Raw genomic sequence first — 12663 nt, forward strand, 5'->3', positions numbered from 1 at the left:
GAATGGCGTTCTAACTTCTTGAATGGCATTCAAGATGAAGGGTGGACCTCGACCCCGTCAAGACCCTGTCCGGGATAAGGTCGGCCCACGAAGATCCGGAGGGCGGAAGCGGTGGCGGGAGCAGCACGGCGGCGCGACGGGCAGATCGCCCAGGAGCGGATGCTGGAAGAGGCCATGGCGGCCATCGCCGAGGACGGACTGGCCGCGCTCACCATGTCCGCGCTGGCCGAACGGCTCGGCACCAGCGGCGGCCACATCCTGTACTACTTCGGCAGCAAGGACCGGCTCCTGCTGGAGGCCCTGCGCTGGAGCGAGGAGCAGCTCACCGGGGAGCGCCGGGCGCTGCTGGGCCGCAGGGTGACCGCGGCGCGCAAGCTGGACCAGTTCCTGGAGCTGTACCTCCCCCAGGGCCCCCGGGACCCGCGCTGGACGCTGTGGATCGAGCTGTGGGCCCGTACCGCCTCCAACCAGCCGCTGAAGGCCGCCCAGGAGGAGATCGACGACAGCTGGCAGCGGGACCTGGAGGCGCTGCTGGCCAAGGGCGTCGACCAGGGCCGCTTCGCGCCGATGGACGTGCCCGCCAGGGCTTCGGAGCTGCTCGCCCTGCTCGACGGCCTGAGTACCCGGGTCGTCCTGGGCCAGCGCGGCGCGGACCGCGCCCGGGCCCTGGAGCAGGCCCGGTCGGCGGCGGCCCTGCTGATCCCCCGCGCCGAGCCGTAACAGGCCCGACACCCGAGCCGCCCGAGCCGCCCGAGTCGCCCGAACGGCAGAAATCCTCCCTTTCCCACCGGCCCGAACGGACCGAACCGGATCGAACCCGGCCCGAACCACCGACCGGCCTTTTCCCTACGGCTCGAACCTCGGCCCCAATTCGCCGCCCAAAAACGGAAGCAGTCGCACCGAAATCCCTTTCGAGGCGACGCGAAGGGCCGTCCGGGCTCGCTCACGCCCCCTTATGCGCCCCCTTGACCAGGGCATATGCAGGCACATCCAGGCGCTTCTCATTCTCGTGAACGCTTTCACGAGAATTCCGCCGGAAGTGCGCCCTACCGCACTCCTCCCCCAGCGAGCACAATCGCGGTGACGACTCCCATCGACCGTGAAGGAGGGAGCGCGTGCGCAATCAGGTGCGCACAGCGGACGGGCGCGCTCTGACTGTGGAGCGCTGGGGCGATCCGGACGGTAAACCCGTCTTTCTGCTGCACGGCATGCCCGGCAGCCGCCTCGGCCCGGCCCCCCGGGGCATGGTCCTCTACCAACGCCGAATGCAGCTCATCGCCTATGACAGACCCGGCTACGGCGGCTCCGACCGCCACCCGGGCCGCACCGTCGCCGACGTGGCCCAGGACGTGGCCGCCATCGCCGACGCCCTCGGCATCGACACGTTCGCGGTCGCCGGCCGCTCCGGCGGCGCCGCCGGCGCACTGGCCTGCGCCGCCCTCCTCCCCGACCGGGTCACCCGGACCGCGGCGATGGTCGGCCTCGCCCCCCGGGACGCGGAGGACCTGGACTGGTTCGCCGGAATGGCCGCGTCGAACGTACGGGAGTACACCACCGCCACCGACGACCCCGAGGAACTGGCGGCCCGCCTGATCCCGCGCGCCGCCGGCATCCGCAAGGACCCCGGCCGGCTGCTCGACGAGCTGCGCCGGGAACTGACCGACAACGACCGCATGATCGTCTCGGACGCCGGCCTGCGGTCGATGCTCCTGCGGAACTACCGCGAGGGGCTGCGCCATTCGGCGTACGGATGGATCGACGACGTCCTCGCCTTCAGCCGTCCCTGGGGCTTCGACCCGGCCGACATCCGCTGCCCGGTGCTCATCTGGCACGGGGAGCTCGACGTCTTCTCCCCCGTGGGCCACTCCCGTTGGCTGGCCCGCCGCATTCCGGGGGCCACCACGAATATCGTCCCCGCCGCCGCGCACTTCGCCGCTCTGCGCGCGCTGCCCGACGTACTGAACTGGCTGCTGCGCGACCTCCCGGCGCCGGACCTCAACGAACAGCAGCCCGCATAAGGGATGTTGCTCTCCTGGGGGTGTCCCGCGGACTCCCGCGGGGTGCCCCTCGGGTCTCCATGGACCACGGCGGCCGCCCCTCCGATCGCGCACCTCTGCGGCGGCCGCCGGGCCGGACCCCCGCCCGACCCGACGCACGCCCGTATCGCCCCAGGTCAGCGAGCGGCAACCGGTGCCGGGCCGGTCCGGTCGGAGCTCCTTCCGGCCTCCCGGCGATGAAAAGGATCTTTCTTTGCGGGAAACGACCGAATCAGCCACCTCGAGAAATCCACCGCGCCTCGAGGGAAGTCATGACCAGGCGTCATGTCTCGTGTTGCGAATGGGGTGTGGCCGAGTAAAGTCCACGCTTGACAACAGCATGTCGCTCTTGTCATTCACATGCCCATTCCACATGGCTTCCCCAAGGACGGTGCCGTGAACACTTCAACGACCCCCGCGACCAGCTCGGTCAAGGCCCACCGGGTCCCGCTCACCAGGATCGACGTCCACACCGCGTCCGCGGCCACGACGCTCGGTCGCGTGCTGCCGGCCGAATCTGCTCGTCCGGTTCAGGCACCGATCTTCAACTCCGCGCTCTGACACCGAAGTATGAGCTCTAGACTGGTGGAATGACCGGCCTGATCCCATTTCGCGAGATCGTCCTGAAAGTTCACAGCAGATGCGATCTTGCTTGTGATCATTGCTATGTCTACGAACACGCAGATCAGAGCTGGCGGGCCCGGCCGAAAGTGATCTCCCCCGAGGTTATTTCGCATACCGCGTCGCGACTCGCCGAACATGCCCGTGACCATGCACTCCCCTCCGTCACGGTGATTCTCCATGGAGGGGAACCCCTGTTGGCGGGTACGGCCAGGCTCCGCCTCGTGTGCGAGGAGTTCGGCCGGGCGCTCAGCGGGATCGCCGCCCTCGACCTGCGGATCCACACCAACGGGCTCCAGCTCAGCACTCGTTACCTCGACCTCTTCGACGAGTTCGGCGTCCGGGTCGGCATCTCCCTCGACGGGGACCGCGCCGCCAACGACCGCCACCGCCGCTTCGCCGACGGCCGCACGAGCCACCCGCTGGTCCTCTCCGCCGTCGCGCTGCTCCGCTCGGAGCCCTACCGCCACCTGTACCAGGGACTGCTCTGCACCGTGGACGTGGCCAACGACCCCGTCGCCGTCCTGGACGCGCTGGTCGAACTCGAGCCCCCGCGCGTGGACTTCCTCCTCCCGCACGCCACCTGGGAGACGCCCCCGGCCCGGCCCGACGGCGCCCCCGACGCGTATGCGCGCTGGCTCCTGCGGGTCTTCGACCACTGGGACCGGCTGGGACGCCCGGTACCCGTACGGCTCTTCGAGTCCCTGCGCTCCACCCTGCGCGGCGGCCCCAGCCTCACCGAGTCGCTCGGCCTCGCGCCCACCGACCTCGTCGTCGTCGAAACCGACGGGACCCTGGAGCAGGTGGACTCCCTCAAGAGCGCCTTCGAGGGGGCCGCCGCCACCGGGTTCAATGTCTTCGAGCACGCGTTTGACCAGGTCGCGACCCATCCCGGGGTCCGCGCCCGGCAGCTGGGCCTCGAGGGCGTCAGCGACGCGTGCCGCCGGTGCCCCGTCGTACGTTCGTGCGGCGGCGGGCTCTACACCCACCGCTACCGCGACCGCAACGGCTTCGACAACCCCTCCGTGTACTGCAGCGACCTGCGCGAGCTCGTGGACGGGGTCGAGGGCCGCGCGGCGCCGCGGGAGACCGCGCCGCAGCTGTCCGACCCCGCCGAACTCGCCCGGTCCCAGGAGGAGCTGACCCGGATCCTGCTGGCGCGGCTGCACGCGGACCTCGCCGCCGACCCCGACTGGGCGCGCGCCTGGGAGCTGCTCGGCGCCGTGGAACAGGCCGGGGCGGCGGGCGCGGACGCGCTGGACGCCGTACTGGACCACCCGTTCACCCGGACCTGGGTGCTGTCCGCCCTGGACGCCGCCCGTACCGGCACCCGGGACGCCCCGGAGGCGGCGCGCAGGCTGACCGCCCTGGCCGCCGCGGCCGTGCTGCGCGGCGGGCTGGAGCTGCCGGCCGAGGTGGCCTACCGGGACGGCGAGGTGTACCTGCCGACGCTGGGCCTGCTGCGGCTCGGTGAGCCCGGCACGGAGGGCCGGGCCGCGCTGCACGTCACCGACGAGGGGTACGCCGTACGGGACGGCCGCGCCGAGCACCGCTTCGGGCCCGCGGCCGGGGACGCCCGCTGGCAGCCCGTACGGACCTGGTCGCCCGGGCCGGACGCGGCCCCGGTGGCCCCGGTGGCTCTGGAGGACCTCGACCCGTACCGCAACTGCTTCGCCCGCCCGCCCAGGCTGCGCCTCGGCACCGGCGAGGCCGAGGAGTGGCGCGGCAGGCTGGACCGGGCGTGGACGCTGCTGCACGAGGCGGTGCCGGAGTTCGCCCGGGCGGCGGCCACCGGGCTGACCACCCTGACGCCGCTCGCGGGCGGCCCGCGGGCGGGCGGCTGGGGCGAGGCCGGCCGGCACGGGCCGGGGGCGCTCGGGGTGCCGTACGCGGCGGGGGTGCGGGAGACGGCGCTCGCGCTGCTGACCGGGCGGCGGCGGACCCGGCTGCGGGCGCTGACCGAGGTGGCCGACCTGTACGCGCTGGACGGGCAGTGGCAGCACCGCTCGCCGTGGCGGGAGCGGCCGGTCCCGGTGTCCCGGCTGCTGGCCGACGTGCACGAGCGGGTGGCGGTGGAGGCGTACCGGCGGGCCACGGCGGCGCCCGAGCCGGGTGGCTCGGACCGGATCCACCAGGCCCTGGACCGCCTGTCGGAGGCGGCCGAACTGACCGTCACCGGCAAGCGGCTGGTCGCGGAGCTGCGCTACGAACTGAAGACGGTCGACGCGTGAGCACCACCCCCGCCCCCGCGCCCGGCACCGGCAGGCTCCAGCTCGCCCTGCGGTTGCGGCTGCTCGGGGTCCGCCCCGGTATGCGGCTCCTGGTGCACTCCGCCCTGGGCGGCACCGGGCTGCGCGCGGAGCTGCTGCGCGACGCTCTGATGGGCGTCCTCGGCCCGCACGGCACACTGGTCGTGCCCGCGTTCACCCCGGCGAACTCCAAGACCTCCACCGCCCACCTGGAGCGGATCCACGGCCTGGACGAGGCGGGAGTGCGGGCTTTCCGCGAGCGGATGCCCGCCTTCGACCCGGCGAGCACCCCGAGCCAGGGCATGGGCTCCCTCGCCGAGGCCGTCCGCACGGCGCCGGGCGCCGCGCGCAGCGCCCACCCGCAGACCTCCTTCGCCGCCCTCGGCGCGGAGGCGGAACGGATCTGTTCCGGTCACCGCCTCGAAAGTCATCTGGGGGAGGAGACACCCCTGGGGAAACTGTGCTCGGAGGGCGGGCAGGTACTCATGATCAATGTGGGGTTTTCGGTCTGCACCGCTTTCCATCTCGCGGAGTACCGAATTCCGAAGCCCCCCTTGCGCATGTACGAGTGTGTGGTGAAGGTGAACTTTCCGGGGCCGCAAAGGCACCCGCAGGAGGGGGCGTGGACCGCATACGAGGACGTCGCGCTGGACGACAGCGATTTCGCGGAGATCGGCGGGGCGTTCCCGGATTCCCGGGTGCGCAGGGGGCGGGTGGGAGGGGCGTCGGCCATGCTCTTCTCCCTCCCGGAAGCCGTCGATCACGCTCTTGAGTGGATGACTGAAAACAGACGCTGATTGACCGAACGATGAGGGGATGTGGCGAAGCAGCTCCGGAATGATGTTTCTTCGCTCGCATCTTCGGGACGGGGGTCGTGTGCCCGCATCAGGGGAGCCGTACTTTTTTCTCAGTTACGCACATACACCGAGGTTCGGGGCCGGGGGCCCCGACCCGGACATGTGGGTCGAGCGCCTTTTCCGTGACCTCTGCGGACATGTCATGGCGCTGACGGATCTGCGTGCCGGGTACGACGTCGGGTTCATGGACCGGGAGATACGCAGCGGCGAGGGCTGGTCCGAACGGCTCGCCCGGGCACTCGCCAACTGCCGTGTCTTCGTTCCCCTGTTCTCGCCGCGGTACTTCGCGAGCGAGATGTGCGGGAAGGAGTGGTTCGCCTTCGCGCAGCGCGCCGTCCAGCACGGTGCGGTCCGCAACACACCGGCCGAGGCCATCGTGCCCGCCTTATGGGTGCCGGTCCCGCCGGAGCAACTACCCGGCCCCGCCGAGCGGTTGCAGTTCAACCACAACACCTTCGGGGAGCGCTACGTCACCGACGGCCTGTACGGGCTGATCAAACTGCGTGGCTACGCCGAGCAGTACGAGCAGGCGGTGTACGAGCTCGCCCGGCGCATCGTCCAGGTCGCCGAGACCGCCCACCTGGAACCCATCCGCCCGCTGGACTACCGGAACGTTCCCAGCGCCTTCGGCTCCAGCGGCAGTCCCGCCCGCACCCTGCACGTGACCGTGGCCGCGGCCTCCCGGCACGAACTGCCCGAGGGCCGGACCCCCGAGTACTACGGGGACACCGCACTGGAGTGGAACCCGTACCACCCGGTCGCCCAGCGGCCCATCGCCTACGTCGCCGAGGACCTGGTCAAGAACCTCAACTACCAGACCAGCATGTCCTCCTTCGACGACGACGCGGGACACCTCGACGGCAAGCAGCTGCCGACCCGGCCGGAGATCCTGATCGTCGACCGCTGGGCGGTGGAGGACGAGAACCGGCGCCGGCGCCTGGCCGCCTTCGACCGGGACCCCCGGCCGTGGATCAACGTGGTCGTGCCGTGGAACCGGTACGACCACCAGAGCCGGACGAAGGAGAGCGAGCTGGCCGACCGGCTGGAGGCCGCCATGCCGAAGACGATGAGCCAGGGCCGGGCCGCCTGCCGGGCCGCCGCCAACGGCGTGGCCAACGTGGAGACCCTCGGCCAGATCCTGCCGCAGGTGGTCGAGGCCGCCGCCCAGCAATTCCTCAGACACGCGCAGCCGTATCCGCCGAAGGGCGACACCTCCATCGAACGGCCCCGGCTGCTCGGCCCGATGGGGATGAACGGGCCGCCCGGGCCGCCATCGCCCCGAGTCCCCTTCCCGCCCGACTCCGACCGGCATCGGACCGGCGCAGCGGGAGCCGGCCTCCACGACAACGACGACAACGACACCGACCGGGGGGACGCGGATGACAGCGAGCAGTGACAGCGACAGCCGTGACGGACGCATCGTCACCTTCTATTCGTACAAGGGCGGTACGGGCCGCACCATGGCGCTCGCCAACACGGCCTGGATCCTGGCCGCCAACGGCAAGCGGGTCCTCGCCGTGGACTGGGACCTGGAGGCGCCCGGCCTGCACCGCTTCTTCCACCCCTTCCTGGACCCCTCCACGCTCGGGGCCACCACCGGGGTCATCGATCTGATCAGCGAGTACGCGTGGGCGGCGACCAGCCCGGTGCAGCGGCCGGACGACTGGCACAAGGACTACGCGCGGATACAGCCGCACGCCGTCTCGCTCACCCCGGAGACCCACGGCTGGGAGTTCCCGGACGGCGGCACCCTGGACTTCGTCTCGGCGGGCCGGCAGAACCGCGAGTACTCGGCGACCGTCTCCACCTTCGACTGGGACAACTTCTACGACCGGCTCGGCGGCGGGCTCTTCTTCGACGCCTTACGCGCGGACATGAAGCGGAACTACGACTACGTCCTGATCGACAGCCGCACCGGCCTGTCCGACATCGCGGACATCTGCACGGTCCACCTCCCGGACGTCCTGGTCGACTGCTTCACCCTGTCCGACCAGTCCATCGACGGCGCCGCGTCGGTCGCCCGCCAGATCGACGAGCGGTTCAACGACCGCGGCATCAAGATCTACCCGGTTCCGATGCGCATCGACGAGGGCGAGAAGGAGAAGGCGGACGCCGGCCGGGCGCTGGCCCGGATCAAGTTCGACCGCTTCCCGAACGGGCTGGTGGGGGACGAGCTCACCTCCTACTGGGGCGCGGTGGAGATCCCGTACCGCCCCTACTACGCCTACGAGGAGACGCTCGCCACCTTCGGCGACGAGGCCGGGCTCACCAACTCCCTGCTCTCCGCCTTCGAACGGCTCACCGCCGTGGTCACCGGGGGCGACATCACCTCCATGCCGGTCATCGGCGAGGAGGTCCGGCTGCGGATCAGGGACGCCTTCACCCGGCGCCGCCCGGCACTGCCCGCCGACCTGTTCCTGTCCTACGTCGCCGAGAACCGGATGTGGGCCGACTGGATCGAGTCGGTGCTCACCCGGGCCGGTTTCCGGGTCGTACCCAAGGACGTCTCGGCCGAGCGGCCCCCGGGAGCGGCCGCCGGGGACACCCTCGGGGGCGCGGGCATCAGCAGCGACACCGCCGCCCGGACCGTGGTGCTGCTCTCCACGGCCTACCTCAAGTCGGCCCGGGCCGTGGACGTGTGGGAGCGCGCGGCTGCCGAGGACCCGACCGGGGGCCGGCGCCAGCTGGTGCCGCTGAGGGTGGGTGACGTACGGCTCTCCACGCCGTACATCGACCGCAATCCGGTGGACCTCTTCCGGCTCGACGAGGTGCACGCCACCACCGCCCTGCTGCGGGCGGTGGAGCGGCCGATGGCCCTGCCCGACAGCGTGAACAGCGCCTCCCGGCCCGGCCCGCGCTTCCCGGGGACGGTTCCGAAGATCTGGAACGCGCCGCCCCGCAACCCCGGGTTCACCGGGCGCAGCATCGTGCTGGAGCGGATGCGCGACCAGCTCGGCGGGGGCGTGGCCGTGGTGCTGCCGCAGCCGCAGACCCTGTTCGGGCTCGGCGGTGTGGGCAAGACCCAGGTGGCGCTGGAGTACGTGCACCGGTTCATGGCCGACTACGACCTGGTGTGGTGGATCTCCTCGGAGCAGACCGACGACGTCGTCGCGGCCCTCGCGGAGCTGGCGGTCCGGCTGGGCGCGCAGACCGGCGAGGACATGGCGGCCGCCTCGCAGGAGGCGATCGACCTGCTGCGGCGCGGGGTTCCGTCCTCCCGCTGGCTGCTGGTCTTCGACAACGCGGACGATCCGGAGACGCTCAAGCGGTTCTTCCCGCCGGGCGGTCCGGGCCATGTCCTGGTGACCTCCCGCAATCAGTCCTGGTCGCAGTACGGTGACGCGCTGCCGGTGGACGTGTTCCTGCGCGAGGAGTCCATCGAGCACCTCCAGCGCCGGGCCCCCGGGCTCAGCAAGGACGATGCCGAGCAGGTGGCGGTGGCGGTGGGCGACCTGCCGCTGGCCGTCGAGCAGGCGGGTGCGTGGATCGCGGAGACGGCGACGCCGGTGTCCGCGTACATCGAGCAGCTGGCCCAGCAGGCCGCCCGTGTGCTCGCCCTGAACCAGCCGCCCGGGTATCCGGAGCCGGTGGCCGCCACCTGGAACATCTCCATCGAGCGGCTCCAGTCCCGTTCCCCGGCCGCGGTCCGGCTGCTCCAGCTCTGCGCCTTCCTCGCACCCGAGCCGATCTCCGCGAACCTGCTCTACAGCAAGGAGATGATCGACGCCCTCAAGCCCTACGACTCCTCGCTCCAGGAGAAGCTGGTGCTGGGCCGGGTGATCCGGGAGATCGGCCGGTTCGCGCTGGCCAAGGTCGACCAGGTCAGCAACAGCATCCAGGTGCACCGCCTGGTGCAGGCCGTGATCCGGGCCCAGCTGACCGAGGAGGAGCAGCGGGAGGCCCGGCACGCGGTCCACCGGATCCTGGCCGGCGCCCGGCCGGACGACGACGAGCCGATCGACAACCCGGAGACCTGGCCGCGGTTCAACACCATCTGGTCCCATCTGACCCCGTCCGAGGCCCGGTTCTGCAAGGAGCCCGAGACGCGCCGGCTGCTGATCGACCGGGTCCGGTACCTGTGGAAGCGCGGCGACTTCAAGGCCGCGTACTCGCTCGGCGAGGAGCTGCGGGAGTCCTGGAAGGAGATGCTGGGCAACGACGACCTGCAGTACCTGTACCTGCGCTTCCACCTGTCGAACATCCTGCGTTCGCAGGGGCGGTTCGTGGAGGCGAAGGAACTGGACGAGGTCACGCTGGAGCGGCAGCGCGCCGTGCTCGGTCCCTCGCACCCGCACACCTACATGACCATGAGCGGTCTGGCCAACACCCTGGGCGCGCTGGGCCAGTACGGCCAGGCGATGGAGCTGGCGACCGACGCGCACGAGGGCTTCAGCCAGATCTTCCACGAGGCGCACCCGCGCACCCTGGCCGCCGCGAACAACCTGGCGCTGAACCTGCGGCTCGTCGGCCAGTACACCCGGGCCCGCGAGATCGACCAGGAGGTGCACGACCTGCGGACGGAGGTGCTCGGGCCGGAGCACCCGTACACCCTGTCCTCCGCGCAGAACCTGGCCCGCGACCTGCGCGAGGTGGGCCGGTACGAGGACTCGGTGCAGCTGCTGAGCCGGACGTACGAGACCTACAAGCGGACGCTGGGCCGGGCCTTCCCCGGCACCCTGTCGGCCGCGAAGAACCTGGCCGTGTCGCTGCGCCGGGCCGGCCAGCTGGAGGACGCCCTCCGGCTGACCACGGCCACCCGGGCCCGCTACCGGGCCAAGTACACCTCCGTCAATCCCGACCTGCTGTCCTGCGAGCTCAACCTGGCCTCGGACCTGTTCGCGACCGGGGACCCGGGCGGGGCGCGGGACCTGGCGCAGGAGGTGGTGGACGAGTACATAAAGGTGCCGGGCGAGCGGCACCCGTACACGCTGGCGGCGGTGAACAACCTGGCCGTCTTCCACTGGGGCACGGGCGCGGCCGAGACGGCCGAGACGATGCTGCGCCAGGCAATACGGGGCATGCGGGACGTGCTCGGCGACAACCACCCGCACACGGTCTTCGCCCACCTCAACCTGGCCAACACGCGGGCCGATCTGGGCGATCCGGAAGGCGCCCTGGAGCTGGAGCGGCTCGCCGTGATGCGGCTGCGCGAAGCGCTCGGGGCGCACCATCCCGAGACCCTGGCGAGCAGCTCCAACATGGCGATCAGCCTGGACTCGATGGGCCGCAAGGAGGAGGCGGCCCGGCTGCGGGCGGAGGCGGTGTCCGAGCTGACCCGGCTGCTGGGCGAGGACCACAGCCTGGCCCGCTACGCGCGCGACGAGCGGCGGGTCCACCGCGACCTGGAGCCTCTCGCCGTCTGATCCGACGGAGGGCGGCGGGGCTCCGCGACCGCGGGGTCCCGCCGCCCGCCACCCGACAGCAGGGGGGCGCTGTGACCGACAGCATGACCTTTCGGAACGAGGACCTGCCGGCCCTCTTCCACCACACCGACCAGGCGGCGATCTCCCGGCAGCGGGAATCCACGCAGGCCACGCGCACGCAGTTGCTGCTGCTGGTCGCGGCCGCGGCGGCCGCCGCTCTGCCCGCCGGACCGAAGCTGGACTCGATGTACCTGTTCGGGCTGCTGAGCGTGCTCGCGTACGCGGGCGTGCTGGGCGTGGGCATGCGGGCGACCCGGCGCCGGGCCCGCCCGCAGTGGCAGCTCAACCGCAGTGCGGCGGAGTTCATCAAGTCCCTGGCCTGGCGGTACGCGGTGCACGGGGCGCCGTTCGGCAGCGAGGTCGCCGGGCCCGAGGCGACGTACCGCACCCGGCTGGAGGCGGGTCTGGCCGAGCTGCGCAAGATGGGCTGGGAGGATCCGCGGGCCTCCGGGACGGTGCCCGAGGGCGGGGAGATCACCGGCGCCATGCAGCGGCTGCGGGGGATGGACTACCAGGCGCGGCGCGAGACGTACGTACGGGACCGGCTGATCGAGCAGCGCAACTGGTACCGGCGGCGGACGGAGGTGTCCCGGCGGGCGACGAACCTGTGGTCGTGGACCATCGTGCTGCTGACCTGCCTGGCCCTGCTGTTCGCGCTGCTGGGGTCCCTCGGGTCGGGTCCGGGGCCGAGGCTGACGGCGCTGCTGAGCGCGGCGGCGGCGGCCGGCATCGCCTGGAACGAGGTGCGCCGCCACCACCCGCTGATCGAGGCGCACACCCTGATCGAGCAGGATCTGGCGGCGATGATGGTCGTGATGCAGACGACGATCACCGAGTCCCAGTGGCCCTCGTCGGTGTACGAGACCGAGCGGTACGTGTCTCCGCAGCACACGGACTGGCTGGCTCGGCACAGCAGTTGAGAGCGGTCGCCGAAACGCCTCCCGCAGGGGGCGTGGCTCAGTCCCGGGTCACGCCCTCGCGCCAGATGACGGTGACCGGCTTGCCGAGCGCCCGCGCGTAGGCGACGATCTCGGCGGTGCCGCCGTGCCCGCGGGCGGGCTGCCCGTCCCAGACGGCGACGAGCCGGTCGCAGGAGTCGGCGATGAAGGTGCCGGCGGCGTAGTAGGCCTCGTCCGTGGAGCGGTCGAAGTCCATCCGGACCTCCTGGGTGGCCCGGACCTTGAGGCCCCGGTAGCGGGCGAGGGCCTCGGCGTCCTCGAAGGCGTTTTCGTAGTCCTCGCTGGGGATCACCACGGTGAGACCGGCGCCGTATTCGAGCGCGATGAGGGCGAACAGCTGGTCCGCCCCGTCGGCGAGGCTGGAGAAGGCCTCCAGCGGTCCCTCGTGGCCGCCCAGTACGGCCCGCAGACCGTCCTCCACATGGCCGAGCACCGAGTCCGGAATGGCTCGGTGCCCGGTCACGCCGATGCGTTTCATACAGAAACCAGCCTCCCCCGTGGACACCGTCGCCCGGAAC

The 12663-nt window shown here is 71.6% G+C and carries 9 protein-coding genes; 8 read left to right on the plus strand and 1 reads right to left on the minus strand.

Annotated features, from left to right (window positions below; genetic code table 11):
* Positions 1-111 precede the first annotated feature (111 nt).
* The 8 genes from ACIQZO_RS29490 to ACIQZO_RS29525 all read left to right on the plus strand — a co-directional run bounded on the left by ACIQZO_RS29490 (position 112) and on the right by ACIQZO_RS29525 (position 12106).
* On the plus strand, positions 112-720 hold the full coding sequence (locus ACIQZO_RS29490; RefSeq protein WP_403631652.1) for a TetR/AcrR family transcriptional regulator: 609 nt from the start codon (positions 112-114) through the stop codon (positions 718-720).
* A gap of 395 nt (positions 721-1115) precedes the next feature.
* A complete protein-coding gene (locus tag ACIQZO_RS29495) occupies positions 1116-2018 on the plus strand; it encodes an alpha/beta fold hydrolase (protein WP_403631654.1) in 903 nt (300 codons plus the stop codon).
* Positions 2019-2432: 414 nt separating this feature from the next.
* A complete protein-coding gene (fxsA, locus tag ACIQZO_RS29500; protein WP_403631656.1) occupies positions 2433-2597 on the plus strand; it encodes an FxSxx-COOH cyclophane-containing RiPP peptide in 165 nt (54 codons plus the stop codon).
* A gap of 29 nt (positions 2598-2626) precedes the next feature.
* The gene (gene fxsBH / locus ACIQZO_RS29505) at positions 2627-4888 is read left to right on the plus strand and encodes a radical SAM/SPASM protein FxsBH, inactivated beta-hydroxylase extension form (protein ID WP_403631659.1); all 2262 of its coding nucleotides are present in this window, start codon (positions 2627-2629) and stop codon (positions 4886-4888) included.
* On the plus strand, positions 4885-5703 hold the full coding sequence (locus ACIQZO_RS29510; RefSeq protein WP_403631662.1) for an aminoglycoside N(3)-acetyltransferase: 819 nt from the start codon (positions 4885-4887) through the stop codon (positions 5701-5703). Before fxsBH ends, ACIQZO_RS29510 begins: the two co-directional genes overlap by 4 nt.
* A 43-nt stretch (positions 5704-5746) precedes the next feature.
* Complete coding sequence (locus ACIQZO_RS29515; protein WP_403631810.1) at positions 5747-7159, plus strand: TIR-like protein FxsC; 1413 nt, start codon at positions 5747-5749, stop codon at positions 7157-7159.
* Positions 7143-11126, plus strand: coding sequence for an FxSxx-COOH system tetratricopeptide repeat protein (gene fxsT / locus ACIQZO_RS29520; protein ID WP_403631665.1), 3984 nt, complete (start codon positions 7143-7145; stop codon positions 11124-11126). Before ACIQZO_RS29515 ends, fxsT begins: the two co-directional genes overlap by 17 nt.
* Before the next feature lie 83 nt (positions 11127-11209).
* Complete coding sequence (locus ACIQZO_RS29525; RefSeq protein ID WP_403631813.1) at positions 11210-12106, plus strand: DUF4231 domain-containing protein; 897 nt, start codon at positions 11210-11212, stop codon at positions 12104-12106.
* A gap of 37 nt (positions 12107-12143) precedes the next feature.
* Here ACIQZO_RS29525 and ACIQZO_RS29530 read toward each other — a convergent pair whose 3' ends face one another.
* On the minus strand, positions 12144-12623 hold the full coding sequence (locus ACIQZO_RS29530) for a hypothetical protein (RefSeq protein ID WP_403631668.1): 480 nt from the start codon (positions 12621-12623) through the stop codon (positions 12144-12146).
* Positions 12624-12663: the final 40 nt, after the last annotated feature.

Source organism: Streptomyces sp. NPDC097617 (assembly GCF_044761485.1).
Classification (GTDB): domain Bacteria; phylum Actinomycetota; class Actinomycetes; order Streptomycetales; family Streptomycetaceae; genus Streptomyces.

What these genes read in the sequence shown, in the direction of transcription:
- ACIQZO_RS29525 (WP_403631813.1), top strand. Translation starts at nt 11,210, where the DNA reads ATGACCTTTCGGAACGAGGACCTGCCGGCCCTCTTCCACCACACCGAC.
- ACIQZO_RS29530 (WP_403631668.1), bottom strand. Translation starts at nt 12,623, where the DNA reads ATGAAACGCATCGGCGTGACCGGGCACCGAGCCATTCCGGACTCGGTG.
- fxsT (WP_403631665.1), top strand. Translation starts at nt 7,143, where the DNA reads ATGACAGCGAGCAGTGACAGCGACAGCCGTGACGGACGCATCGTCACC.
- fxsBH (WP_403631659.1), top strand. Translation starts at nt 2,627, where the DNA reads ATGACCGGCCTGATCCCATTTCGCGAGATCGTCCTGAAAGTTCACAGC.
- ACIQZO_RS29515 (WP_403631810.1), top strand. Translation starts at nt 5,747, where the DNA reads ATGTTTCTTCGCTCGCATCTTCGGGACGGGGGTCGTGTGCCCGCATCA.